A 25,414-nucleotide genomic window follows, 5' to 3' on the forward strand; every position below is an offset into this window, starting at 1 on the left:
TTTTAGGGCCGCAGCAATTTGCTTTAATTCCGTTTTATTCATGACTTAAAGAAAAACTTTTTCGGCATAAAAAAAGAGGGCCAAGGCCCTCTTATTATTTTCTTAGCGGTTTGCGGTTTTGCAGGGCCCGGAGCGCCCGCAGGCCACAACAAGCCCTTTAGGGCGCAGTTCGACGACCGAAGGGAGTAACCGATGTGAAAGGGTGGCCGTCAGGCCAGACCGAAGCGCTGCAAGCGCTGAAGGGCCGAGCGACCCGACCAACGGGAGCCGACGCAGCGAAGCAAGTAGTAGCGAGCCCTGAAACGTAGCGCCTGCCACAGGCAGACAACAAGGCTGCAAGCCGCAGTTCGACGACTGAAAGGAGTAACGCCCCAAAGACAACTACTTAGTAATCATTGTACGGCCGCCTAGGTAGCCTTGCAAAGCCTTGGGAATACGGATTCCCTCTTCGCATTGGTTATTTTCTAGGATCGTGGCCAAAATGCGGGGCAGGGCCAAGGCAGAGCCATTAAGCGTATGCGCTTGGATGGTTCCCTTGCCCTCATTGGGGCGATAGCGAAGCTTGAGGCGGTTAGCTTGGAACTCCTCAAAATTAGAGACCGAGCTTACCTCTAGCCAGCGATCTTGAGCGGCAGAATAAGTTTCAAAATCAATAGTGAGGGCGGCGGCAAAACCGAGATCGCCACCACAGAGGCGGAGCGTACGGAAAGGCAGCTCTAGCTTAGCGAGCAGGCCTTCTACATGGGCGCACATTTCCTCCAGGGCTTGGTAAGAGCGGTCGGGATGTTCTAGGCGAACGATTTCCACCTTATCGAACTGATGAAGGCGGTTGAGGCCACGTACATGAGCGCCATAAGAGCCGGCTTCTCGGCGGAAGCAGGGCGTATAGCCCGTTAGGCAGATCGGAAAATCGTCTTCGGCCAAAATCACATCTCGGTAAATATTGGTGAGGGGCACCTCGGCGGTGGGAATCAGGTAGAGATTATCGGCTGTAGCATGATACATTTGGCCGTCCTTATCGGGCAATTGGCCAGTACCACGGGCGCTAGCCTCATTGACTAGATGCGGGGGCAGGAACTCTCGGTAGCCCGCCTTATCGGCCTCATCGAGAAAAAAGTTGATGAGTGCTCTTTGGAGTTTGGCGCCCATACCGGTATAAAGCGGGAAGCCTGCGCCGGTAATTTTGGCCCCAGTTTCAAAGTCGATCAAATTATATTCTTGAGCGAGTTCCCAATGCGGTTTGGCATCTTCGGGAAGCTCGGGCAGATCCTTTTTCCATTCTCTTTCTACTACATTATCCAGGTCACATTTTCCTGCGGGCACTGTTTCGTGGGCGCAGTTAGGGACCTGTAGGAGCAGTTCTTCTAGGCGTTCTGCATTATCGCGGCTAAGTTGTTCTAGCTCATGAATACGACTTTTGATGCCAGCCGTTTGGGACTTGGCCTCTTCTGCGGCGGCTTTTTCTCCTTTGCGCATCAGCTGGCCAATTTGGCTAGAGATGGACTTTAGTTCTGCTCTTTGAGCGTCTAGATCTTGTTGGAGGCTACGGCGTAGGTCATCGGCGGCCAAAATATCATCTAAGATGTTGAGGGGCTCGAAACTTCTAATGGTGAGGCTTCTGAGCACTTTCTCGCGATTTTCGCGAATAAACTGAACGGCTAACATAAAGCTAATTTATGTAGGTAAAATGGTTATTGTCAAATGAGCGGCAGCAGCCACAATAAAGGGGCCAAGGCCAAGTAATTTTAGCGTCTATTTATTCAGACAGAAAACAAACAACTGCTTTTAGGGGTGGATAAAAGGCGCTTTTCACAAAGATAGTATTTGAAATTTAAAATTAAAGTGTAAATTTGTCGTCTACAAAGCAAGAAGCCTTATATCTAATTGCTTCATTTCCTACCTATATCTATCGGACTCATTCAGTGCAACTAATTGCAGGATGATAAAATGCAAACCAATTTGGTTCAACTACTGCCTGTTTGATAGCTCCCTTCATTTTGATAGTTACAGTCCACTTATTGATGTAAAACACATTTAGCTGAAGTCGCTCAGGCTGATCGGTTAATTTTGTACAGTGTTGGGCTAGCAGAAAGCACTTGCTTGTAGGCCGTATGGCTGTGACTATAGAACTACCTACTATTTCAATTCTAATTTACGACTACATGTACAACATCCTTCAACTCAATGAAATGTTGGTCCCTCAACTGCGCGATATTGCGGAGCGGTTGCAGGTAAAAAGTTATAAGCGCCTCCCTAAAAAGGAGCTCATTTATAAAATTCTAGACGCTCAGGCCATTCATGGCGGTGTACCTCCTGCACCTAAGGAAGAACAAAAAGAGGAGCCCAAGAAAAAAGCTCCCGCCAAAAGCCGCAAAACAACTAATAAAAAAGAAGAGGAAGACCAAGAGGCCGAAAAGCCTCAGCCTAAGCGCCGTGGCCGTCCACCCAAAAAGAAAGTAGAAGCGCCCAAAGAGGAAAAAGCGGTTAAGGAAGAAACGCCTGAGCCAAAAGAAACTCCGCAGGACGAAAAGCGGCAGCCTAAGAAAAGAGCGCCTAGAGAACAGCGCAACAACCAAAGAGAGCCTCAGGAAAGAGACCACAACAGAAACCAGCGCGATAATAAAAGAGAACCTCAGGAAAGAGCCCCTAGAGAACAGCGAAATAACAAAAGAGACGCTCAGGAAAGAGACAACAATAGAAATCAGCGCAATAATAAAAGAGAGTCTCAGGAAAGAGACAATAACAGAAACCAGCGCGATAACAAAAGAGACGCTCAAGAAAGAGAACAAAATGAGCAGTCTCAGGATCGCAAGCGCTATAGCCGCCAAAATAACCAAGAACAGCGGAACGAAAACGAGCGTAAAGACCGTAAGTATGCTCGCAAAAAGGCCTTCAGCGTAGAGCTAGATGGTGTAATTGAAGGCGGAGGAGTTTTGGAAATGACCCCTGATGGCTTTGGCTTTTTGCGCTCTCCCGATTATAACTACCTGCCCTCTCCCGATGATATTTATGTATCGCCCTCACAGGTCAAATTGTTGGGCCTACGCACCGGAGATAGCATTCAGGGAACTATTCGCCCGCCCAAAGAAGGCGAAAAGTACTTTGCCCTTTTGCAAGTCAGCCATATCAATGGTTGGGACCCTGCAGATATTAAGGATCGGGTAGCCTTTGACCATTTGCGCCCCACTTTTCCTACCGAAAAGCTCAATATCATTGATCAGGAGAACCCCAAGCACTACTCTACTCGCATCATTGACCTCTTTACGCCTATTGGTAAGGGGCAGCGTGGACTCATTGTGGCCCAACCCAAAACAGGTAAAACCTATTTGCTAAAGGATGTCGCTAATGCCATTGCCGCCAATCATCCCGAAGCCTACCTCATCATTCTATTGATTGATGAACGGCCCGAGGAAGTCACCGACATGGAGCGCAATGTCCGTGCAGAGGTCATTTCTTCTACCTTTGATGCCCATCCCGAAAATCATGTCCGCGTGGCCGGTATCGTCCTCGAAAAAGCCAAGCGCATGGTAGAATGTGGCCATGATGTGATTATTCTCCTTGACTCTATCACCCGCCTAGCCCGTGCCCACAATACCGTGGCCCCAGCTAGCGGTAAGGTCCTTTCTGGTGGTGTAGAGGCCAATGCCCTACTCAAACCCAAACAGTTCTTTGGTGCCGCCCGAAATATCGAAAATGGAGGCTCTCTCACTATTCTAGCTACTGCCCTTATCGATACGGGCTCTAGAATGGATGAAGTCATCTTTGAAGAGTTCAAAGGAACTGGCAATATGGAACTACAGCTCGATCGCCGCTTGGCCAACAAGCGCGTCTATCCCGCTATAGACCTCACCAAATCCTCTACCCGAAGAGAAGAACTCTTGCATGACGAACAGATCATGAGCCGTATGTATATCCTTCGCCGACACTTGGCGGACATGAATACCGATGAGGCCATGAACTTTATGCTCAAGCATCTGAGAGGGACCAAAACCAATGAAGAATTCATGCTTTCTATGAATAGCTAATTTTTTTCTGCTTTTCACTGAAAAAAAGCGAACTAGCCTTATTAAAAAGGGATATTTTTTATATTTTTGCCCTCGCTTTAGCTCAAACAGGGCTAAAAGCAAACATTTTATTGAATTTATTGCCGCTGCTCAGCCGGCAATTCTCATAGAACAATTACAAAAGTTATTGAATCATGAAACGTACGTACCAACCTTCAAGACGTCGCCGAGTAAATAAGCACGGTTTCCGCAAGCGCATGAGCAGCAAAAACGGCCGTAAAGTACTAGCCCGTCGTCGCAAAAAAGGACGCAAGAGCCTAACTGTATCTGACGACTTCCAGCGCGCTAAGCTCAAGTAAGCCGATCGCCAAGCTTGTATATAACTTACTCTTATACATATTCACAGAACAGCTATTCGCAGAGGCGGATAGGCTGTTTTGTGTTTTTGTAGCCCTAAGCCCCCTATATGTCTGATTTTTCTTTTCCCAAAAAGGAACGACTCAAGCAGCGAAAGGCCATCCAGGCTATTTTTGCCGCTCGACAATCGCTGGGGAGCTACCCCATTCGCATTTTTTATCGCCTGCAGCCCAGAGCTCAAGGCGATCCCGCTATTTTGCAGGGCGTATCGGTGGCCAAACGAAAGTTTAAAAAGGCTCCCGACCGAAATTTGCTCAAAAGACGATTGAGAGAGGCTTACCGCCTAAATAAACCCAATTGGTTGGCCAGCCTACCTCATGAAGGCCTACAACTGCAAATGATGTGGGTCTATGTGGGCCATAAAGCCGAAGCGCTAAGCAGTATCCAAAAAGCCGCCGAAAAATCTCGCCTCCGCCTACAGCAAAAGTTGGCCGAGGAAGCAACTTTTTAAGCAAAAATGGCTTCTTTAAAAGAAAATGCTATGCGTTATCTATTTTGGCCTTTTATTCAGCTTTTTCGCTTGATTTCGGCCGTACTTTCCTTTATCTTTTTGCTGCTCATCCAGTTCTACCGCAAGTTTTTATCGCCTTTTTTGCCCTCTAGCTGCCGCTACCAACCCACTTGCTCGGCCTATGGCTTAGAGGCCATCAAAAAATATGGCCCTTTTAAAGGCGGCTGGATGACCATTAAACGAATTGGCCGCTGCCATCCTTGGGGGGGACATGGACATGATCCCGTTCCTTAATTTTTTTATTTTGGGGCTGCCCCGCCCTACAGGCGGGTCGGGCTGGGTACTCCCGTTGGTCGTCGAACTGGCGCCCCTTTAGGGGCTGGTTGTCGCAGCTCGCTATTCGCTCGACCCTTCGCTGGCTTCGCCAGCTCGGTCTGGCCTGCGGCCACTGCTTTGCATCCCTCAGCCGATGAAGTTCTTCGCTCCTGGCCTTTTCCTAGAAAGAAATCCCCTTTTTTCCCATTGTCTTACTTTTTAAGCTGATGCCTTATGCGCCTTGCTCTTTTCTTTTTCCCTTTGCTTTTGATGGCTTGCTCTTCTGGCCCTTCTGCGGCCAAATATGCCAAAAAGTTCTGTGACTGCAGCGAAACCCTGGCCAAGGCCAAGGTCCAAGTTGATAATGGCCGCATGGAAGCCGACTTCTATGCCGAGCTAGAAAAAGAGCAGGAAGAATGTATGGGCCAAGATAATCCCTTTAGCCAACTCAAAACCGCTACAGATAGCCTCGCCTTTGAGCAAGCTTTTTTGCTAGAATTGGCGAAACAATGTCCCACTACTGCCCGAAATTATGGCTATACCCTTCCCGAAACGCCTGCTGCTGCTCAGTAGCTTTTTTCTTTTTGGCCACTGCCAAGAGGGGCCCGCTAGCTACCGCCTGCCCGGCCAACAATGGATGATGCCCTTTGCTAGCGTTCAAGAAGTGTTGCCCCCTGCCCTAGATGAAATTTCTGGCCTTTGCGATAATGGGCAGCAACTCATGGCCCTCAATGATGAGGAAGGCCGCCTCTATCCCGCCAACTTTAATCCAGCCTTTGATCCGCTCCCCCAGCCTTGGGGACCGCCCGGCGATTATGAAGGCCTGGCCTTTTGGCCCCATCTAGGCTATTTTATTTTGCGCTCCGATGGAAAAATTTGGCAGCTTGGCCTAGAGGAGACTAAAGGGCAAGAACTCCCTTTTTCTCTGCCGCCCGATATAGAATATGAGGGCCTTTGTTTTTGGCCCAAAAAGCAGCAATTGTTGGTGGCGGCCAAAGAGCCGGCGGGACTCTATCTTTTTTCGCCAAAAAATGGCGACTATCTTCCGCTCCTCGATTTAAGTCCTTTTTTGATTCATCCTTCAGCAGTGGCCCTTTCTGAAGATGAGAAATTGCTCTATGTTTTGGCAGCCAAAGAGCAGGAGCTCTGGGTATTTGATAGCCACAGCTTGGCTGTTTTGGGCCAATTTCTTCTTCCCACTTATGATTTAGTGCAAGCCGAAGCCTTAGTCGTTCATGGCCGAGCCAGCTTTTGGATTGGCTCCGAAGCCCAAGAAGATCGTCCCGCCCAACTTTGGCGCTATGAAAAACTGCCCCCCTTGGCCCAATAATATCTAAACTATTGCGCAGCAATACCGCCCTTGCTGTGGCCATCAGGCCGCAGCATCGGCCTAGCGATGCGAAAGGGGGCGGCGAAGCCGCAGACCAAGGCCGTCAGGCCGCAGGGCCGAGCAGACCTGCGAGCCCTGAAGCGTAGCGCCGCAGCTTTGCTGCGGAGGCCCCAAAACAGCAGCGAGCTGCAAAACGACAACAAGAACTTTAGTTCGCAGTTCGACGACCGAAGGGAGTAACCGCCGACGAGCGAAGCGAGGCGGAGGCCCCAAAAAACAGAAAGAAAAAAGGCTATACATAAATGCCTGCAGTTTGTTTAACTTTGTGGCGCTCAAAGCTTGTCTCATTTTTGCGAGAGCTTGAGCTTTTTTTGATAGACGAACCGCCAAAGGAAATGAAAATACTGTTTTGGGCCATTTTGCTATTGAGCGCGCCCGGCCTAATTGCGCAGCGCATTAGCGTAGAAGATTATATTGCTAGCTATAAAAATATTGCGGTAAGAGAAATGCAGCGAACGGGGATTCCCGCTAGCATTACCTTGGCCCAGGGCATTCATGAATCGGGGGCAGGAAACAGCAATTTGGCCAAAGAAGCCAACAACCATTTTGGGATTAAATGCGCCTCGGACTGGCAGGGCGAAAAATTTTATAAATGGGATGATGAGTCGGTAGAATCTTGCTTTCGGGTTTATGAAAATGCAGAGGCTTCTTTTGTGGACCATAGTGCCATTTTGACCAAAAGAAAGCGCTATGCCAGCCTTTTTGAACTCGATAAAGAGGATTATGCAGGCTGGGCCAAGGGCCTGCGCAAGGCGGGTTATGCCAGCGACCCTAAGTATCCAGATAAGCTTATTGCCACCATTGAAAAGCACCAATTGCAGCAATTTGACTTGGAAATGCAGCCCCTAACAATTAGTGATGAGCTAGACAGTACGCCCGTAGATCCGAGTATTTTTGCCACCCCCGAACCCTTTGAGCGCCAACTGCGGCGACAGCAAAAAAGTCCCCTCTTTTTAAGCTACAAAAAGGGCATTTTTCGGCAAAATAAAAGCTCTTATGTCATTGCTAAAGCAGGAGAATCGGCCCTAGAAGTGGCCAACCGCTTTGGACTGCCCTATGCCAAATTCCTTCGGTTCAATGACCTAGTAGATGGCGATCAACTCATTGACTATCAGTATTGCTATATTCAGCCTAAAAAGAGTAGATACCGAGAAAAAAAAGAAGAGCATCTGGTCAAGAATGATGAGAGCATGTATGAAATTGCTCAATTTTATGGCCTGCCCCTAGACAAGCTCTACGAGCGCAACCTCATGCAAGAAGGGCAAGAGCCCGCCAATGGCGAATTCATTTTATTGGGCCGAAAAGCAGCGGGACCGCCAAAAATTAGAGCTCGTAAACTCCCTAATTGGGAGAATGTCAATTTGGTCCCTATCATTAGCCCCAAAGACAGCACAACAGCTCCAGCCAAAGAAGAATTTAAGGCTCCAGAGCTGGTCATCAACCAACCCACCTATCCCGAGCAGATTTATCAGGATTCTCTAAATACCAATACAAGCCCTGATGGCCGCGACCTGAAGATTCCAGAACTGAAGCAAGATAGCCCCAAAACCGAAGTACCGAGTTTTCCAACTTTTGGTCCAGAAACGCCCCAAAAAGAAGAGCCAAAAGGCAGCGGATTACCTGATCAACCCATTACAAAACTGGGCGAGCTCCCGCCCCTGCCGCCAGCCCTAGACAAGCCGCCGCTCATCAATGGCGAGTATATCCATGAGGTACAGGCAGAAGAAACTCTCTATTCTATTGGATTAAAGTATGGTCTCAAGTGGCAAGAAATCCAAAAATTTAATAAATTGAAGTCAAACAACTTGTACAAAGGCCAAAAGCTGAAGATTCCCCTTGCCCAATAAATCCCATTTGCCATGAAAACGATTGAAATTACCACGGCCCAAAAAGTGAGCATCCAGTACGAGCTGGCTCCTCTGGGCAGCCGCATATCGGCCTTTATGATTGATATGCTCGTGCTCATTGGCCTGATGATTATCCTCAATCTCATTGGGGGGCTGGTCATTGATGGGGAGGCTTATATGTACTTTGTCATCCTCGTCATCCTCCCCACCCTCTTGTTTTACACCTTGGCCTCCGAGATCTTACTCAATGGCCAAACCCTAGGCAAAAGGGCCGTGGGGCTGCGCATCATCAAGCTCAATGGAGAGCCCGCCGAAGCCTTTGATTATGTGCTGCGTTGGGCCTTCCGCTTCATCGATATTTGGGGCTCGGCGGGCTCGGTGGCTAGCCTCATGATTTCGTCCTCTGGGCATAGCCAACGCATGGGCGATCTCCTATCGGGCAGTACGGTGGTGCGCACCAAAGCAAGCCGACAGTTTCGCCTTGAAGATATTCTCTCTTTGGCCAAAAAGGAAGATTATGAACCCAAATACCCCGAGGTCCTCAGTCTGAGCGAGCAAGATATGCTCTTTGTCAAAAGAGTGCTCGACCGCCATAAAAAATATAAAAATGAGGCCCACAAACAGGTCATTCTAGACCTAAGTGAGCATCTGGCCCAACAACTAGAGGTGCCATTGCTCAAAAACCGCCTCGACTTTCTGCGCCAACTCCTCCTCGATTATATCGTGCTGACCCGCTAAAGATTTTGCCCTTCAAAGTTGTTCTTTGAGGGGCTTTTTTGGGGCCCGCGGCCGGCTAGGCTCCGCCTAGGTCGGCCGCCGCTATGCTGCGGGGCTCGCAAGTCTGCTCGGCCCTTCACAGGCTACGCCTGCTCGGTCTGGCCTGCGGCCACCCGCTCCGCAGCGCTGGGCCAATAGAAAACTCTCTTGGGCCAAAACAAAATGCTTATTCCTGTTTTTATTCGCAAAGCGTTTATCTTTGTATCATGAACTTTAAGACCTTACTCCAAGCCTATCGCAAATCGGAAAAGCTCGCCGATATTTGTCAAACTCTCCAAAAAAAGGAGAACCAAAAAGTACAGCTCAAGGGACTCTATGGCTCGCAAAAAGCCTTTTTTCTCTATGCGCTTTACCTCAAAACAGAACGGCCTATACTCGTTCTCGCCAATGATAAGGAAGAGGCCGCCTATCTGCAATCTGACCTGCAGCATATTAGCGAAAGAGAGGAGATCCTCTTTTTTCCCGACTCCTTCCGCCGCCCCCAAGGCTTTGATAAATTAGACCGCGCTAGCGTTTTGCAAAGAACCGAGGCCGTGAGTAAACTGCTGGATGCCAGCAGCATTCCCCCTTTTATGGTCTCTTATCCAGAAGCCATTTTTGAGCAGGTGGTCGCCCCCGAACAACTGGCCGAAAATGCCATCAAAATTAAGGTAGGCGAAGATTTGGACCGCAAATTCTTGGTCGAAATCCTTACCGAATATGGCTTCAATTATGTCGATTTTGTCTACGAACCCGGCCAATATGCCCTGCGTGGCGGCATTATCGATATTTTCTCCTATGGACATGAACTGCCCTACCGCCTAGAGCTCTTTGATGAAGAGGTGGAAAGTATCCGCTCTTTTGACCCTAGCTCTCAACTATCTACCAAAAAGATGGCTTTTGTCACTATTGTGCCAAATGTCAATACTCAATTTAAGAAGGAGCAGAAAACCGACCTCTTTAGTATTCTCCCCAAGGAGCTGCTCATTTGTGCAGAAGATGTTCAGCTCCTTTTGGACCGCCTGCAAGATTGCTTCGAAAAAGCACAGCTCCTCTCGGCCCAACTTCAAGAACAGGAACAATATGAACGCATAGAGGAAATTGGCCTGCTAGACGAACAAGCCTTTGTTTTTCCCCGCCATATTATGGACCAACTGGCCAATAAGCGCTTAGTAGAATTTGCCCATACTCCTTTCTATAAAAAAAGCCCAAGCTTTAGTTTTCAAGGGAGCCTGCAACCCCGCTTTGGCAAAAACTTCGAGCGCCTGATTGAGCAGCTCAGAGAAAATACACAACAGGGCATTACCAATTGTATCTTAGTCGAAAACCCCAAGCAGATCGAACGCTTTTATAGCATTTTTGAAGATTTGCGCGCTCATGTAAAATGGCACCCTATCCAAAAGACCGTGCATAAGGGCTTTGTGGACCAAGAACTGAAGATGGCTTGCTATACCGATCACGAAATCTTTGAGCGCTTCCATAAGTATAAAACAAAAAGAGGCTTTGATCGCAATATGGCCCTCAAGATGAAGGCCATCAATGAACTGCAACCTGGCGATTATGTTACGCATATTGACCATGGAGTGGGCAAGTTTGCTGGCCTGCAAAATATTGAGCTCAATGGCAAACAACAGGAGTCGGTCAAATTGGTCTATGATGGCGGAGATATTCTCTATGTCAGCATTCAATCGCTACACAAAATCTCTAAATATGTGGGCAAAGACGGCAAGCCGCCTTCGGTCCATAAACTAGGCAGTAATGCCTGGGCCAATACCAAGAAAAAGACCAAGAAGAAAATTAAAGCCTTGGCCTTTGACCTGATTAAGCTCTACGCCAAACGCAAATCTACCCAAGGCATTCAGTTTCCCCCCGATGGCTATTTGCAAAATGAATTAGAGGCTTCTTTTATCTATGAAGATACCCCCGATCAAGCCAAAGCCACCGAGGCCGTCAAAGAAGATATGATGAAGCCCTACCCCATGGACCGCCTCATTTGTGGCGATGTGGGCTTTGGCAAAACAGAGATTGCCGTTCGTGCTGCCTTTAAGGCGGTGGTGGCGGGCAAACAGGTGGCTATTTTGGTCCCAACCACTATTCTCGCCCTCCAACATGCCCAAACCTTCAGAAAGCGATTGGGCCAATTTGATGTGCAAGTAGAGTATATCAACCGATTTAGAACGACCAAAGAGAAAAAGGAAATTTACGAGCGCCTCAAAGCCAATAAAATTGATATCCTGATTGGCACCCACGCCATTCTCAACAAAAAGGTCCAATTTGCCGATCTCGGCTTGCTCATTATTGATGAAGAGCAGAAGTTTGGGGTGGCCTCCAAAGAAAAACTCCGCAATATTAAGGTCAATGTAGATACCCTGACCCTAACCGCCACGCCCATTCCCCGTACCTTACAGTTCTCTCTCATGGCCGCCCGAGATCTCTCGGTCATCAATACGCCGCCGCCCAACCGCCAGCCCATTCATACGGAGTTGCGGACCTTCAATGCGGAGCTGATTCAAGAAGCCATTGAGCAGGAAGTGAGCCGAGGCGGGCAGGTCTTTTTCATCCATAACCGAGTAAAGAGCCTAGAAGATATGGCCGCTATGCTCCGCCAAATGATGCCTAATCTGGATGTGGCCGTGGCCCATGGCCAAATGGAGCCCGCCCAACTCGAAAAGCGGCTGATGAACTTTATTCAGGGCTATAATGAGGTCCTTGTTTGTACCAATATTATCGAAACGGGTCTCGATATCGCCAATGCCAATACCATTATTATCAATAATGCCCACCATTTTGGCCTCAGCGATTTGCATCAGTTGAGGGGCCGAGTGGGCCGCTCCAACAAAAAGGCCTATTGCTACCTTTTGGCCCCTCCCCTTTCGGTCCTGAGCTCCGACTCTCGCAAGCGCCTCCAAACCCTAGAGCAGTTTGCCGAATTGGGCAGCGGGATCCACATTGCTATGCGCGATCTCGATATTCGGGGGGCCGGAAATATTCTGGGCGGCGAGCAAAGCGGCTTTATTGTCAATATGGGCTATGAAACCTACCAAAAGATTCTGAACGAGACCATTCAGGAGCTCAAGCAGGGCGAGTACAAGGAGCTCTTTAAGGAGGAGATGGAGAAAAAGCGGGAATTTGTCCAGGATGTCATCATTGAACTAGATGAAGAGATGCTCATCCCCTCGGATTATGTGCCCATTATCAGCGAGCGCTTGGCCCTTTACCAAAAGATGGATGAGCTAGAAAACGAGGCCGATATTAAGTCCTTTAGCGAGAAGATGATTGACCGTTTTGGTCCCTTGCCCGAACAGGTCAAGCAGTTGTTTGAGGCCTTGCGCCTGCGTTGGATAGCCCGCTCTTTGGGCTTTGAGCGCCTACATTTTAAGGGCAAAAAGCTCCGTTGCTACTTCATCAGTAAGCAGGATTCGCCTTTTTATGAAAGCGATTATTTCTTGCGTATTTTGGATTATATCCAAAAGCATAGCGACCACCGTTTTTTCCTCAAGCAGAGTCCCAAGCACCTCATTCTCATCTGCGAGGGTTTGCGCAATCTCCATGCGGCCAAATCTATCTTGAAGGAGTTGGCGGAGGCGGTAGATTAGGATATTGTTTTGGGGCCTCCGCTGCGGCTTCGCCTTGCGGCGCTACGCTTTGGGGCTCGCTGTTCGCTCGGCCCTGCGTCGCCTTCGGCTCCTTGGTCTGGCCTGACGGCCACCCCGCCGCATCGCTAGGCCTGCGGGCCTTCGGCCCTTTTAGCTGCAGCTTAAAAGCCGCAGCCAATTTCGGAACAACTAAGCTAAGCTTTGGCCGCCCCTTGGCCTGCAGCTTAAAAGCCGCAGGACCTGAAAACAAAAGCTATTCCCCACCCCTAAAAAAGCAGGGGCTTTTAAGCCGCTGCGGCGAGCAAAATGATGGCCCAACTAGATTGGCTGCGGCCTTTAGGCTGCAGGTACAGATAGTATTGCAAATAGCATCCCCCACTTTACAATTGCCATTTCACAAATTGCGAATAGCATCCCCTGCTTTACAATTGCCATTTCACAAATTGCAAATGGCATCCCCCGCTTTACAATTGCCATTTCACAAATTGCGAATAGCATCTCCCGCTTTACAATTGCCGTTTCACAAATTGCGAATAGCATCTCCCGCTTTACAATTGCCGTTTCACAAATTGCAAATAGCATCTCCCGCTTTACAATTGCCGTTTCACAAATTGCAAATAGCATCCCCCGCTTTACAATTGCCATTTCACAAATTGCGAATAGCATCCCCCGCTTTACAATTGCCGTTTCACAAATTGCGAATAGCATCTCCTGCTTTACAATTGCCATTTCACAAATTGCGAATAGCGTACCCTGCTTTACAATTGCCGTTTCACAAATTGCGAATAGCATCTCCCGCTTTACAATTGCCGTTTCACAAATTGCGAATAGCATCTCCCGCTTTACAATTGCCGTTTCACAAATTGCGAATAGCATCTCCCGCTTTACAATTGCCGTTTCACAAATTGCGAATAGCATCCCCTGCTTTACAATTGCCGTTTCACAAATTGCGAATAGCGTAAGTAAACTGCCTTATGGCCGAAGCAGAAAGATAAGCTTGAAAACAACTGTTGAGCGGCCTAGCGATGCGGCGGGGTGGCCGTCAGGCCAGACCGAGGCGGCCTAGCCGCCGAAGGGCCGAGCAGACCTGCGAGCCCCAAAGCGTAGCGCCGCAAGGCGAAGCCGTAGCGGAGGCCCCTAAAAAAACTGCCCCCATCCAAAAAAGGATGAGGACAGCGACCGCAAAATAAAAGTCTGTACAGACTTGAGAACTACTCTTCTATTGCTTTTGGATCAATTGGTCTTGGCCATTGATACGGAGCAAATAGTGAGCTGCAGGGAAATTGCTAAGATCAAAGCTCATTTGACCAGATGTGGGGGCATCGGCCTGAGTTTTTTCTAGCAAGAGTTGGCCCTGCATATTGTAGACCTGAAGATGCAGGTCTTGGGTTTGGTTTTGCTCAAAGCTGACAAAGTATTGGCCCTGGCTGGGGTTAGGGAACACCTTGAAGCTAGTGTTGAGCAATTCGACTTGGCGAGTACTAGTGGGGCTAGAAATAATGGCCTCACTAAGGTTAGTGATTACGGGCGCATTAAAGTCAAAGTAGATCGCCGCCTTGTTGGGAATTACAGAGCCTAAGGGCAAGTTAGGGTCTCTGTCGATGCTATAATTGATAAATCCATGGCTGCCAGGCTCATCACTATCGGCATCGGGGAGATTGATATTGTTGAAAGTAAATACGAGGATATTTCCGTTTTCAACCGTCATTGTAGCGGGATGAGAGAACTGTAGATTGCGTAGGCTACTCATATCAAAGCTAGCATCTAGGGTATCGCGGACCACCACGGTATAAGCGGGGGCAGTACCTAGGTTTTGGAAATGGATCGTATAGTCCAAAACATCATCTTGTTCAAAGATTTCGGCTTGTCCGCGGGGGTCGCCAGAGCGAGTTGGGCGAAGAACGATCTCGTTAGGATCCCAAGATCCCACTACAATTAGGCTGTCTACATCTGTATTATTAGCGGGAGTAGCATCGCCAGAGATGGGGGTAATGGCTACGCTATTGGCTACTTGATTACCTAGGGCCACTGTAGTGGGTGTGCTTAGGTAGATGCGGATAAGTCCACATTCTCCAGCGCCCAAGTTATTGGCGGTAAAGGTAATATTGTTATTTACGGCATCATGAGACGTCATCATTGCATTGCTATAGCTATAGTAAGTAGCATTAGCATAGTTGGGGTTCATGGCCGTAGAGTTAAACTCTAGTTGGCTATCATAATCTACCGTGATCGTTGCATTTTGGGTAGTATTTCCATCATTGCAGTAGTAGACATAAGTATAGAGGTCAAAACCAGGAGTAGAGGTACTATAGTGGACCAAATTCACACGAAGGTCATTGACGGGGGGATGCGTGACCACAAAATCGTTTCCACCATAATAGCCTCCCACATTAGCGGCATTGACGTTAATATTGGCGGCGGGGCAGAGTTGGCTACTTACGCCATCGGGTAGAAGCTCTACCGTATAGTTTCCGGTTTGCGTTACAGTAAACTGATAGTAGCCGTATTGGTTAGTTGTTGTGATAATACCAGCGGGTTGTAGGCGAACAAGGCGGAAAGCCTCGGCAGTACCTTGGGCACAAGTAGCGCCAGCGGTATTATCGGTTACTCGTCCAGCGATCATGATAGCACAGCTAGAATCTTGATCGAGGAAGAAGGTACGTGCAGTTTGGCAGCTATCATCGGTAATGGTTACCGTATATACCCCAGAAGCGAGGTTATTCAAGTTGGGGCCAGTGTCGCCAGTATTCCAAACAAACTGAGGATTGCTAAAGCCAGTGGGATTTAGGGCAATAGCGCCTAGAGAATCCACACAGTTGGCGGGCGTCATGCTGGGGTTGATCGTTCCGCTACCGTTTACGATTAGGCTATCTAGATAAACCGAGCAGCCAGAGCTATCATAAACATAAACAGAGTAGAAGCCAGGGGCTAGGTTGCTTTGGTCTTCTTGCCAGCCGTTACTTACATTATTGGACCAGCTATACATATACATGCCATCGCCTCCGCTTACCGTCAAATCAATGGCGCCATCATTTTGGCCACAAGAAGCATCGTTAATAGTATAGCCTACTTGCATAGGCGCTTGGCTATTGACTTGTACTGAGCTTACGGCTGTACAGCCATTGGCATCAGTTACGGTTAGGCTATACAAGCCTGCTCCATTTACGGCATAAGCATCATGGATATTATTCTGTGTAGTGACGGTGAGTCCGGTGCTCCAGCTATAAGTATAAGGGGCGGCGCCATTCCATACATAAGCAGAAAGTGTATCGGCGGGACAACCTTGGCTATAGGTATAGGCCTGCATATTGCAGACAGGTTGTTGATTACAGTTGGTTGTATCTACATAATAATTAGTAGAAGCGGTACAGCCTGCGGCATCGGTTACCGTGACCATATAGTTAAATCCTGCAACTAGGTTACTAATGCTTGCTGTTGTTTGTCCATTAGACCAAGCATAAGAATAAGGAGATGTTCCGCCAGAAGGCATAGCATGCACCCAGTTAGCGGGGCAGCCAATGCTATCTTCCGATATAAAGATAGAGATGTTACAGGGCTGCTGCTGATTACAGTTGGTCGTATCTACATAATAATTAGTAGAAGCGGTACAGCCTGCGGCATCGGTTACCGTGACCATATAGTTAAATCCTGCAACTAGGTTACTAATGCTTGCCGTTGTTTGTCCATTAGACCAAGCATAAGAATAAGGAGCTGTTCCGCCAGAGGGCATAGCATGCACCCAGTTAGCGGGGCAGCCAATGCTATCGTCCAGCATCAAGATAGAGATATTACAGGGTGGTTGTTGATTGCAAAGGGTATCAATATAATAGTTGGTCGTATCGGCACAACCATTGGCATCAATAACAACTAAGCTATAATTTTGAGCGGCGGCTAGGTTAGCAATAGAGCTAGTTGTAGCCCCATTGCTCCAATGGTAAGTATAGGGGGCTGTACCTGCAGAAGCGCCAGCAAAAAGTGTATTTACCGGACAGCTGGCGGTATCGGGAAAAATTGTTGCCTGAGGGCCATTGCCTCCACCTACCGTATAGGTTTGGCTTTCGTAGCATTGTGTGGTGCTATCATACGCTTGTACGGTATAGCTGCCGGCAGGAACATTAGCGAGCGTCATGCCTGAGCCCACATACTGCCAGTTGGCATTGTACCAGCGTAGGTCATAGGGGCCAGAGCCAGAGACCGACAATTGAATTTGGCCGTTATTGTTTCCACAGCTAGCATCAAAAACGCTAGCCGTTAGGCTAAAGGTATTGACCACAATAGTGTCGGTAGTGGTACAACCATTGGCATCTTGCACCGTTACACTATAGGTCCCTAAGCTGGGGGTGGCAATAAAATTAGTAGTGGCGCCTGTGCTCCACTGATAGGTGTAAGGGGCTTGCCCACCAGAGGTATAGGCCTGAACAAATTGAGCAGGGCAAGTAGAACTATCGGGATAGGCATATACCCGAAAGTTACCACATTGGGCCATAAGCTCTCCGCTGCCCAAAAAGGCCAACAGAAAACTTAAACTGAGATAAAATCTTTTCCAATTCATAATCTAAATGATTTAAGGGGGAGATAATGCGCTTATTGGCTTTTCATATTCTCAAAGAACGGCCTTTGGAGCTAGCTATCGAAATAGCTTTTCGGGCATTTGTCAAGATTTATTTTTATCAAGGTCCATTTTAAAGGGTTTTTGATCTAACTTTGTCAATTTTTTATTTTTATTATTTTTTTGGGGCTGCCGCTACGCCCTTCGGTTGTCGAACTGGCGCCCCTTTGGGGCTGGTTGTCCCTATGGTCGGGTCGGGCTGTCCGCAGCTCGCTGCTCGCTCGGCCCTGCGCGGGCTGCGCCCGCTAGGTCTGCCGCCTGCGGCGGCCCTGCTCTCATCCCTCAGCCGAGGGCCTTCGGCCCTGCTAGATGCAGAAGGGCCAAAAAAAATCCCTCAGGAGTTTTTCCTGAGGGATAGATCATAAATGCCCGCTCATTTTAATAAGGGTCATTATTTCGCTCATCTTCTTTTTTTCGTCGCCAATCTTCTCGGCGGCTTTCTTGGGCGGCATCATCTCGGTCATAGGCATGAATAATTTCCTTAACGAGACGGTGGCGGACCACATCGCTAGCATCCAGATAAAGTTGGCCAATACCGTCTACGCCTTTAAGGATGCGTAGAGCTCGAATCAGGCCAGACTGTTGTTTTCTGGGCAAGTCAATTTGAGAGAGGTCGCCAGTAATGATACATTTTGCATTGGGGCCCAGGCGGGTCAAAAACATTTTGAGCTGCATTTCTGTGGTATTTTGGGCCTCATCCAAAATCACGAAGGCATCATCTAGGGTGCGGCCTCGCATAAAGGCGAGAGGGGCCACCTCAATAATGCGGTTTTGCATAAAGTAATTGAGCTTATCGGGCAGAATCATATCATCTAGGGCATCATAGAGGGGGCGTAGATAAGGATCGATCTTATCTTTGAGGTCGCCGGGTAAAAAGCCTAGATTTTCGCCAGCTTCTACAGCGGGCCGAGTGAGAATAATTCTTTTGACGATATTTTGCTTGAGGGCGCGGACGGCCATAGCCACAGCCGTATAGGTTTTTCCTGTTCCGGCTGGCCCGATCGCAAAGACCAGGTCGTTAATATCGGCCAATTCGACTAATTTCTTTTGGTTGCGGGTACGCGGGGTAATGGGTTTTCCAGAGCGGCCATATACAATTGCATTGCGATTGACCTTGCGCAATTTGCTCTCGAAGGGATTTTCTCCTTTGAGCATATCTTTAATTGCCTGTGGGTGCAGCTCGCCTAATTGCTGGAGCATTTTGACCATCAGCTCTAGTTTATGTTTTACCTCTTGCACCCTTTGTTTTTCTCCGCTAATGCGGACGGTATTGCCTCGGGGCGTAATTTTTAGGTCGGGATAGCTGGCTTGCAGCAAAGCGAGTTTGCTATCGTTTTGTCCGTAAAAATCAATCAGCTCTACATTCTCGAGGATGAATAGGATTTCGCTAGTTGCCATGATAAATTGTTGGTTAGTGAAGGGCTTCAGTCGTTGAGGACTGGAGACGCACAAACTTACAATTTTTGGGGCATCTTTGTTCCCCGCCTTTTAAAAAAAGAAGTTTGGCCCCTTTATTTGGCGACCTACAGGGCCGAAGGCCCGCAGGCCTAGCGATGTGCAGGGGGGGCCGCAGGGCCAGACCAAGCTGGCGAAGCCTGCGCAGGGCCGAGCGAATAGCGAGCCCCGAAACGTAGCGCCCGCCGCAGGCGGGAGGCCCCAAAAAAATAAAAAAGCCCCTCAGACTAGAGGAGCTTTTGGTTTTATTTATTGGCCTTAATTTTTTGCTTGAGTTCTTCAACCACCTGCGTTTGGTCATCGACCTCTTTCTTTTTGGTCCCTTGATCTTCCTTAGACTTCTTGATATCCTCTTCGGCCTGTTTGATATTTTCCTCCATCTTCTTGATAGTCTCCTTATAGTCCTCGATATCTTTGGTGAGTTTCTTCTCGTCTTTTTCGAGTTCCTTCATATCCTTCTCTAGCTCCTTGAGGGTTTTTTCCTCGGCTTTGAGGAGGTCTTCGAGTAGATCGGCGCTTAGTTTTTTGGTAAACTTATTCACGACTTCCTCGGCTACTTGGAACTGATTGGGAAATTCTTTTTGCGAGAGGTAGCTCACGCCTAGGTTGAACCAGATCACGATTTCGGCGCCTTCTTCGCCTTTATCTTGGACCATAGCGTAGATATCTACGGTATTTTCGCTCATATCTTTGACTGTAGCATCATCAGAGATATAGAGTTTATCTTTCTTTTTGTACTTCACTTTGCCTTTATAATTTTTCTTGACAAAGGTTTTCCAGATATCGCCCACCTTATCGGCAGAGCAATTGGGGAGGTCTACGACTAGGGCATTGTGGGCGCCTTCAGACATAGTACGCACCTCTTCTTTGAGGGTGGCTTTTACTTGGGCCTGAGCCTGAAAAGCGAAGGCAAAAAAGAGGAGGAGAATAAAGCTAATTTGTTTCATTTTGTGGTTGTTGAGGCGCTAAAAAGCGCTGTTTATAAATTGTAATTTGATTTAGGGAGCTAAAATAGGGGCTAAAGTCACATTAAAAGTAGAAAAATAAAGCCTTAGAGCCTGATTGTCTGCCCTGCTTTTGTATCTTTATCGACAAAGTTCCTGGTTTGGGGAACAGTTTTCCAGAAAGCGACAAATTTCTGTCCATTTTGACGAATATCGAGACAAAACATAGCCTAATTCTAGGCCTCTTCATTTGCTTTGCCTGTTTGTTTTTGCTTCCTTTGGGTCTATCGGCTCAGTTTGGCGAGCAGCAGCTTTTGGCGGCAGATGCTTTGAGTTTAAATATGCTGGTGGAAGAAAAGCAGGAGCAACAGGCGCCTCTGCTGGAGGATCCATTGGCCTTTGAGCAACTGCGTTTGGCTCCGCAAAAGCCAGCGCCAGCGCCTTATCGGGCGACAAAAATTTCTAGGGAGCATTATGTAGACAACCCCTATGACTTGGAGGATTTCAGCAATCCCTTCAATTTGCCCAAAAAGGGGCAGCAATTGGGGCAGCGCAAGGCCAAATTGGCCAAGGATGTAGATATGGATAAATTTTGGTCCGAATTATTTGCGCCCAAAGAGCAGCCTGCGGTTTTATCTACTTCTACGCAAAAAGCGAAGCGTCAGCCGGCATGGCTATTATTTGCCCTTTTGGGGCAGCTCTTACTATTTGCCTTTTTGCTCACGGCCTATCGCTCCGAGACCTACCGAGATTTTTGGGCCTATGGCAATTTGAATATTGCGGGCCAAGAAGAGCGAGAACAGCGGTTTCAGCAATGGTCGGCCTATAATATACTGAGCTATCTACAGGCGGGTTTTGCCCTAGGGAGCTTTATCTATTTGGCCAGCAACTTTATGCGTCTAGAAGAAGGCCAACTGCCCGATTGGAGCTTTGCGAACTTTGCCTTTTTGCTAGCTGCCACTACAGCCGCCTATACGGCCAGACAAGCGATTTTGCGGCTCTTGGGCGAGCTCTACCCCATTGGCCAAGAGATGAGCTTTTATGGCTACCTCAATGCCAATCAGCACCGCATTATGGGCTTTAGCTTGCTGCCTATGCTCTTTTTGTTGGCCTATAGCGCTCCTGACTTGCAGGGCCTATTGCCTATGTTCTTGGCTAGCTTGCTCGGCCTTAGTTTTGCCTATACGGCCCTAAGAGCGGCATTTACTGCCCTTGATACAGTTCGATTTCATAAGTTTCAGTTTTTTCTTTACCTTTGCACCGTTGAAATAGCCCCCCCGCTAATTCTACTCAAATTCTTGTCTATCATTTAACTATCAAAAGGGCCAAGGGAATATATGTCATCCGTGGAAGCAAAAGAAAGATTGAAGCGCGTAGAGAGTATTTTGGTGACTCAAATGACTACCAAAAATAATAAAGCTCCCTATGACCGCTTAGTAGAGAAGTACGGTATTAAGGTGGATTATCGCCCATTTACAGAGGTTCGGCCCGTTTCGGCCAAGGAGTTTCGCAAACAAAAGGTAAGGCTAGAAGAGTATTCGGCTATTATTTTTACCTCTAAGTCGGCTATTGACCACTATTTTCGCCTTTGTGAGGAGATGCGCTATAAGGTGCCTGCAGAGACCAAGTATTTTTGCCTCTCTGAAGCGATTGCCCTCTATTTGCAAAAGCATACCACTTACCGCAAGCGCCGTGTCTTTTTTGGCAAAAGAACCTTGCAAGACCTCAAACCTTATTTGCTGAAGCATAAGAAGAAAGAGACCTTCTTGCTGCCCTCTTCTAATTTGGGCAAAAAAGCCTATGAGACGTTCCTAGAAGCGGAAGGCTTTAATTTTGTCGTTTCTGAAATGTACCTAGCAGCTAGCTCGGATATTTCTGATCTAGAGGATGTTTTCTATGATATTTTGGTCTTTTTTAGCCCATTGAGTCTAGACTCGCTCTACGATAACTTTCCCGACTTTAAGCAAAATAATACTCGTATTGCCGTTTATGGCAATTCTACCGCCAAGGCCATTGAGGCCAAAGGCTTGTATATTGATATTAAGGTCCCTAATCCAGAGTTTCCTAAAATCCGCTCTATGGCCGAGGCTATTGAGCATTATATAAAGGAAGCCAACGACCTTTAAGCTAAAAAAGGGCGAGCAGAAATTCTGCTCGCCCTTTTTGTTTATTTTCTCGGCTTGTAGCGCTTCATAAAATGTTCGGGGCTACTTTCATTGAGGATTTCCTGAATAATGACTTGGTCTATTTCTCGGGGGCTGCTATTGGGGCGGTTATTTTTGAGCTCCAATCGCCGACGGCGGGCATACTGCCGCAAGATTTGGGTCCCTAACCAACTGCCCGAATTGCCCGGCAGGTCTAGCTCTGGCTTAAAAGGACCTACGGTTACGTATTTTCGGTATTTGGTGGCATCGCTGCTATATAAGAGGTCTTGCTCGCCCAAATAGTCCCAAAGGCCTTGTTCCCCTTTTTCGCAAAATTCAACTTGAAAGGCCGAAAAATTAAAGAGTAGACTGTCGGCGGTTTGAGGCAGAAAAGCCCCAGAGAGAAAGAACTTCTTGCCATTAAAAATCATCTCGTCAATCAAGCGGCTGCTTTCTCTTTTGGCCTGTTGCTCTACTAGACGATCGGCCAAGGCATAGGCCATTTTGGCCGAGATATGCTCTGCCGTTAGGGTTCTGCGCATATAGGCGTTTTTCAAGTTCGGATGGGCCAAATAACCAATATGGTTGGGGCCCAAAAAGAAGTCTAAGCCCAAACCCGAAAACTCTTCTAAGGTAAAGGTGCCATAATTGTAAAAGCTAAAGTAGGTATAGACCTTCTCAAAGGGATGCTTTTTGCCCCCAAAATAATAGAGATAATGCGCTCCGGCCTGCTCCAAGTCTGCCTCTACCTGCTCCAAATTGGGATAAGCCAACTGAATACTATCATAGAGTAACTGCGATTCTTTAAAGTTGAGGAAACTCAGCAAGCGGGGGGCAAAATCTGGCCGATCATCAGGCATACCCATAATTTGGCCAAAATAAAGGGGGGCAAAATCCGGATACTTTTCCTTCAATTTCTCTATCCCTTCCTTTATCTTCGTACTGTCTTTAGGCAAGGCCATTAAGTCTTGCTCAAAACGAAAGATGTCTACCTTGGCCGATAGCTCGCCCAAATCTGGCTGGTATTTAGGCAGGCCCTCCTCTGAGCTACTACATGCCGTAAAGACCGAAAAAAGCAAGACAAAAGCCGATAGGCCCCAAAGAGTTTTCATATTTTACACTAATTTTGTGAGTTCAAGGAGTGGCTTGTCCCTGGTTTTCTGCTAAATACTCGCCAGTTGAAACACTCCACTATTTAATAGCTGCTAAAATAAAAAGTTATGCTGCGTAAAATCACCTTATTAACGGCCTTTTTGGCCTTTGTTGTTTCTGCCCAGGCACAAAAAGAATTTAAATTTGGCGTTTATGTAGAGCCTTCGGTCTCTTTTTTCGCCTCTAATGATAAGGATGTAGAGCCCGATGGTAGCAACCTTGGCTTTACTATTGGCCTGCTCGGAGAATACTATTTTGGCAATAGCGATAATTATGCGCTCATTATGGGCGGAAATTTCTCTTTTGGCCGTGGCGGTTCTCTTTTCTATGAGGATGGCGGACAACTTTTCCCCGATTCTGAGCTAGATGCCGAGTCTTATGTTAGCACAAGTACCGGAAATGTCGGCACCAATGGCGAGGAAATGCTCCTTACCCCCGGCACTAAGGTGAAGTACAGCCTCAATTACCTCGAGATTCCCGTTGGCCTAAAGTTGCGCACCAATGAGTTGGGCGAAAGCTATATGCGCGCCTTTTTCCAACTGCCCGTTCTCACAATTGGTATCCCCGTTTCGGCCCGCGCTAGCATAGAGTCTCCCAACGAAACGAACTTTGTCAACAACACAGGCAAGGAGGTTTACTACACCCCCGAAAAAGTAAAGGGCGAAAATGTTTATAAGGATATCTTCCCCCTCCAAATCCAACTTGGCGCCGGCGCTGGGGTAGAGTACGCCCCCAATGAAGATGGCGGCCTCTTGCTTACGGCTGGCCTGTTCTACAATTATGGCTTCTTGGATGCCGTAGGGACTAACCAAATCTTTAATCTAACTGGAGATCTAGAACCCAACAAAGCCCGCACGGGTTTTCATAATGTTGGCCTACGCCTAGGCATCGTTTTTTAAGCTAAGCGAACGATAATTTATCTGGACCATTCTGCTGCAGGATGGTCCTTTTTTTTTGGGGCCCGCGGCCGCCCTGTTCAGGGGGGCGGCCGCCGCTAGGCTCCGCGGCTCGCTATTCGCTCGGCCCTGCGTCGCTTTGCTCCTTGGTCTGGCCCTTCGGGCCACCGCTGCGCAGCGCTGGGCCATTTGGCCTACGGCCAGCCTGGCTTCGCCAGGCCAACTGGACCATTTTTTGGCCTGGACTGCTTTGCTCTGCCCCAAAAATTTTATCTTTAAGCTAGGTCGCCCTTTTCTGGTCCTAGAGGGCCGAAGGCCCGACGGCTGAGGGATGGAAAGTGGTGCGGCGCAGCCGCAGACCGAGGCGCTGCAAGCGCCGAAGGGCCGAGCAGACCTGCGAGCCACGACACAGCCCGACCCGCCCGCAGGGCGGGGCAGCCCCAAAACATCAAAAAACAGATATTTTCCTTTTAAATTTAGCCCTTAGCATGAAAATTAGCTGCCATTTTCCCCTTCTCCTGCTTGCTTCCCTCCTTCTTTTGGGAAGCTGTACCAAAAATATCCCCGCAGAAGCGAGCATTTTTGCAGGCAACAACCAAGAAACGCCCCTAGGCGCCCGCCAAAACGAACCCTTGCAGGTTCGGGTGACCAACAATAAGGGCGAGCCCCTAGAAGATGTGGAGGTCAGTTTTCAGATTGCCATTGGCAACGGTACTTTTGATAATGGCGCTTTTGAGGCCCGCAGCAAAACGAATAGCTATGGGGTGGCGCAGATGTACTGGACCTTGGGCCGAGAAAACCGCAGCCAAAAAGTTCGGGCCGAAGTAGATGGCTTAAATGGCCCCGCCCTAGAGTTTTTTGGCCAACCCGCCTACCTCGAAGATAGTCGAGACAACCAGCTTTATCTTTTGAGCGAAATGGGGGGCCAAATCTGGATGGGCGAAAACCTGCGTTATCAGGCCAATGGCTCCTTGGTTAATCCCGATTTTCCAGCCACTATTTACGGTCGTTTGTATACTTGGAATACAGCCAACTCGGTTTGTCCCGCTGGTTTTCATCTGCCTAGTTTGAGCGAATGGAATAATTTGGTCCAAAGCCTCCCCTATGATGAGGGAGGGCCAGCTCGTTTGCTCAAAGCGACTTCTGGCTGGATCCTCTCTAGCGATGGCATTGATGCCTTGGGCTTCAAGGTTTTTGCCGCTGGAGATTATCTTACGGCTCAGGGCGAATTTAGGGGCCTCAGCGAATATGGAATTTTTTGGAGCAGTGAGGCCGATGGCACACAGAACGCCCATTATAAAATTCTAGATTATGATGATGAGAACATGAGGGGGGCCAGTTATAGCCAATCTAATTTTGCCGCTTGTCGCTGCGTGCAAGACTAAAACCAAAAAAGGCCCAGTACGTTAGTATTGGGCCTTAGGTTTTCCTAGCCCTA

The 25,414-nt window shown here is 48.1% G+C and carries 19 protein-coding genes; 13 read left to right on the forward strand and 6 right to left on the reverse strand.

The annotated features are described in order from the left end of the window. Window positions 1-381: 381 nt before the first annotated feature. A complete protein-coding gene (gene serS / locus OP864_RS06400; RefSeq protein WP_270100424.1) occupies window positions 382-1,665 on the reverse strand; it encodes a serine--tRNA ligase in 1,284 nt (427 codons plus the stop codon). Window positions 1,666-2,162: 497 nt separating this feature from the next. Between serS and rho the strand changes: the two genes are divergently transcribed. The 9 genes from rho to mfd all read left to right on the forward strand — a co-directional run bounded on the left by rho (window position 2,163) and on the right by mfd (window position 12,776). Further along, on the forward strand, window positions 2,163-4,025 hold the full coding sequence (gene rho, locus OP864_RS06405) for a transcription termination factor Rho (protein ID WP_270100425.1): 1,863 nt from the start codon (window positions 2,163-2,165) through the stop codon (window positions 4,023-4,025). Between the two features lie 173 nt (window positions 4,026-4,198). Next, entirely contained in the window at window positions 4,199-4,363 is a 165-nt protein-coding gene (gene rpmH / locus OP864_RS06410; protein WP_002659234.1) for a 50S ribosomal protein L34, read from the forward strand. Between the two features lie 107 nt (window positions 4,364-4,470). Then, a complete protein-coding gene (locus tag OP864_RS06415; RefSeq protein WP_270100426.1) occupies window positions 4,471-4,872 on the forward strand; it encodes a ribonuclease P protein component in 402 nt (133 codons plus the stop codon). 30 nt (window positions 4,873-4,902) lie between these two features. Further along, complete coding sequence (yidD, locus tag OP864_RS06420) at window positions 4,903-5,166, forward strand: membrane protein insertion efficiency factor YidD (protein WP_041329872.1); 264 nt, start codon at window positions 4,903-4,905, stop codon at window positions 5,164-5,166. A 255-nt stretch (window positions 5,167-5,421) separates the two neighbouring features. Then, a complete protein-coding gene (locus tag OP864_RS06425; protein WP_270100427.1) occupies window positions 5,422-5,760 on the forward strand; it encodes a hypothetical protein in 339 nt (112 codons plus the stop codon). After that, window positions 5,720-6,517: a hypothetical protein gene (locus OP864_RS06430; protein WP_270100428.1), complete on the forward strand. Its 798-nt coding sequence runs from the start codon at window positions 5,720-5,722 to the stop codon at window positions 6,515-6,517. The genes OP864_RS06425 and OP864_RS06430 overlap by 41 nt, the downstream gene beginning before the upstream one ends. A gap of 395 nt (window positions 6,518-6,912) precedes the next feature. Continuing rightward, window positions 6,913-8,424, forward strand: a complete 1,512-nt coding sequence (locus OP864_RS06435; RefSeq protein ID WP_270100429.1) for a glucosaminidase domain-containing protein — start codon at window positions 6,913-6,915, stop codon at window positions 8,422-8,424. Window positions 8,425-8,436: 12 nt separating this feature from the next. Then, on the forward strand, window positions 8,437-9,162 hold the full coding sequence (locus OP864_RS06440; protein WP_270100430.1) for an RDD family protein: 726 nt from the start codon (window positions 8,437-8,439) through the stop codon (window positions 9,160-9,162). 245 nt (window positions 9,163-9,407) lie between these two features. Continuing rightward, complete coding sequence (gene mfd, locus OP864_RS06445) at window positions 9,408-12,776, forward strand: transcription-repair coupling factor (RefSeq protein WP_270100431.1); 3,369 nt, start codon at window positions 9,408-9,410, stop codon at window positions 12,774-12,776. 336 nt (window positions 12,777-13,112) lie between these two features. On the opposite strand, the gene OP864_RS06450 is transcribed toward mfd, so the two are convergent. From OP864_RS06450 to OP864_RS06465, 4 genes are all read right to left on the reverse strand, one after another. Continuing rightward, the gene (locus tag OP864_RS06450) at window positions 13,113-13,694 is read right to left on the reverse strand and encodes a hypothetical protein (RefSeq protein WP_270100432.1); all 582 of its coding nucleotides are present in this window, start codon (window positions 13,692-13,694) and stop codon (window positions 13,113-13,115) included. A gap of 301 nt (window positions 13,695-13,995) precedes the next feature. Beyond that, window positions 13,996-17,328: a T9SS type A sorting domain-containing protein gene (locus OP864_RS06455; protein ID WP_270100433.1), complete on the reverse strand. Its 3,333-nt coding sequence runs from the start codon at window positions 17,326-17,328 to the stop codon at window positions 13,996-13,998. A 435-nt stretch (window positions 17,329-17,763) separates the two neighbouring features. Next, complete coding sequence (locus OP864_RS06460; protein ID WP_015692043.1) at window positions 17,764-18,783, reverse strand: PhoH family protein; 1,020 nt, start codon at window positions 18,781-18,783, stop codon at window positions 17,764-17,766. A gap of 302 nt (window positions 18,784-19,085) precedes the next feature. After that, window positions 19,086-19,787 (reverse strand): hypothetical protein, encoded by a 702-nt coding sequence (locus OP864_RS06465; protein ID WP_270100434.1) that lies wholly within the window; start codon window positions 19,785-19,787, stop codon window positions 19,086-19,088. A 200-nt stretch (window positions 19,788-19,987) separates the two neighbouring features. Here OP864_RS06465 and OP864_RS06470 point away from each other — a divergent pair, with 200 nt between their 5' ends. Next, complete coding sequence (locus OP864_RS06470; protein WP_270100435.1) at window positions 19,988-21,097, forward strand: DUF4271 domain-containing protein; 1,110 nt, start codon at window positions 19,988-19,990, stop codon at window positions 21,095-21,097. A 24-nt stretch (window positions 21,098-21,121) separates the two neighbouring features. Beyond that, a complete protein-coding gene (locus OP864_RS06475; protein WP_270100436.1) occupies window positions 21,122-21,910 on the forward strand; it encodes a uroporphyrinogen-III synthase in 789 nt (262 codons plus the stop codon). 41 nt (window positions 21,911-21,951) lie between these two features. On the opposite strand, the gene OP864_RS06480 is transcribed toward OP864_RS06475, so the two are convergent. Beyond that, the gene (locus OP864_RS06480; RefSeq protein WP_270100437.1) at window positions 21,952-23,040 is read right to left on the reverse strand and encodes a gliding motility protein GldB-related protein; all 1,089 of its coding nucleotides are present in this window, start codon (window positions 23,038-23,040) and stop codon (window positions 21,952-21,954) included. A gap of 108 nt (window positions 23,041-23,148) precedes the next feature. Between OP864_RS06480 and OP864_RS06485 the strand changes: the two genes are divergently transcribed. Together OP864_RS06485 and OP864_RS06490 are read left to right on the forward strand one after the other, a co-directional pair. Then, a complete protein-coding gene (locus OP864_RS06485) occupies window positions 23,149-23,979 on the forward strand; it encodes a porin family protein (protein WP_270100438.1) in 831 nt (276 codons plus the stop codon). A gap of 485 nt (window positions 23,980-24,464) precedes the next feature. Then, window positions 24,465-25,361, forward strand: coding sequence for an FISUMP domain-containing protein (locus OP864_RS06490; protein WP_270100439.1), 897 nt, complete (start codon window positions 24,465-24,467; stop codon window positions 25,359-25,361). Window positions 25,362-25,414 lie beyond the last annotated feature (53 nt).

Origin of the sequence: Saprospira grandis (assembly GCF_027594745.1) — a bacterium.
GTDB classification, from domain to species: domain Bacteria; phylum Bacteroidota; class Bacteroidia; order Chitinophagales; family Saprospiraceae; genus Saprospira; species Saprospira grandis.

Excerpts from the sequence above, each read along its gene's own strand:
- serS (WP_270100424.1), bottom strand. The coding sequence starts at position 1,665 with ATGTTAGCCGTTCAGTTTATTCGCGAAAATCGCGAGAAAGTGCTCAGA.
- rho (WP_270100425.1), top strand. The coding sequence starts at position 2,163 with ATGTACAACATCCTTCAACTCAATGAAATGTTGGTCCCTCAACTGCGC.
- rpmH (WP_002659234.1), top strand. The coding sequence starts at position 4,199 with ATGAAACGTACGTACCAACCTTCAAGACGTCGCCGAGTAAATAAGCAC.
- OP864_RS06415 (WP_270100426.1), top strand. The coding sequence starts at position 4,471 with ATGTCTGATTTTTCTTTTCCCAAAAAGGAACGACTCAAGCAGCGAAAG.
- yidD (WP_041329872.1), top strand. The coding sequence starts at position 4,903 with ATGCGTTATCTATTTTGGCCTTTTATTCAGCTTTTTCGCTTGATTTCG.
- OP864_RS06425 (WP_270100427.1), top strand. The coding sequence starts at position 5,422 with ATGCGCCTTGCTCTTTTCTTTTTCCCTTTGCTTTTGATGGCTTGCTCT.
- OP864_RS06430 (WP_270100428.1), top strand. The coding sequence starts at position 5,720 with ATGGCTATACCCTTCCCGAAACGCCTGCTGCTGCTCAGTAGCTTTTTT.
- OP864_RS06435 (WP_270100429.1), top strand. The coding sequence starts at position 6,913 with ATGAAAATACTGTTTTGGGCCATTTTGCTATTGAGCGCGCCCGGCCTA.
- OP864_RS06440 (WP_270100430.1), top strand. The coding sequence starts at position 8,437 with ATGAAAACGATTGAAATTACCACGGCCCAAAAAGTGAGCATCCAGTAC.
- mfd (WP_270100431.1), top strand. The coding sequence starts at position 9,408 with ATGAACTTTAAGACCTTACTCCAAGCCTATCGCAAATCGGAAAAGCTC.
- OP864_RS06450 (WP_270100432.1), bottom strand. The coding sequence starts at position 13,694 with ATGCTATTCGCAATTTGTGAAACGGCAATTGTAAAGCGGGAGATGCTA.
- OP864_RS06455 (WP_270100433.1), bottom strand. The coding sequence starts at position 17,328 with ATGAATTGGAAAAGATTTTATCTCAGTTTAAGTTTTCTGTTGGCCTTT.
- OP864_RS06460 (WP_015692043.1), bottom strand. The coding sequence starts at position 18,783 with ATGGCAACTAGCGAAATCCTATTCATCCTCGAGAATGTAGAGCTGATT.
- OP864_RS06465 (WP_270100434.1), bottom strand. The coding sequence starts at position 19,787 with ATGAAACAAATTAGCTTTATTCTCCTCCTCTTTTTTGCCTTCGCTTTT.
- OP864_RS06475 (WP_270100436.1), top strand. The coding sequence starts at position 21,122 with ATGTCATCCGTGGAAGCAAAAGAAAGATTGAAGCGCGTAGAGAGTATT.
- OP864_RS06480 (WP_270100437.1), bottom strand. The coding sequence starts at position 23,040 with ATGAAAACTCTTTGGGGCCTATCGGCTTTTGTCTTGCTTTTTTCGGTC.
- OP864_RS06485 (WP_270100438.1), top strand. The coding sequence starts at position 23,149 with ATGCTGCGTAAAATCACCTTATTAACGGCCTTTTTGGCCTTTGTTGTT.
- OP864_RS06490 (WP_270100439.1), top strand. The coding sequence starts at position 24,465 with ATGAAAATTAGCTGCCATTTTCCCCTTCTCCTGCTTGCTTCCCTCCTT.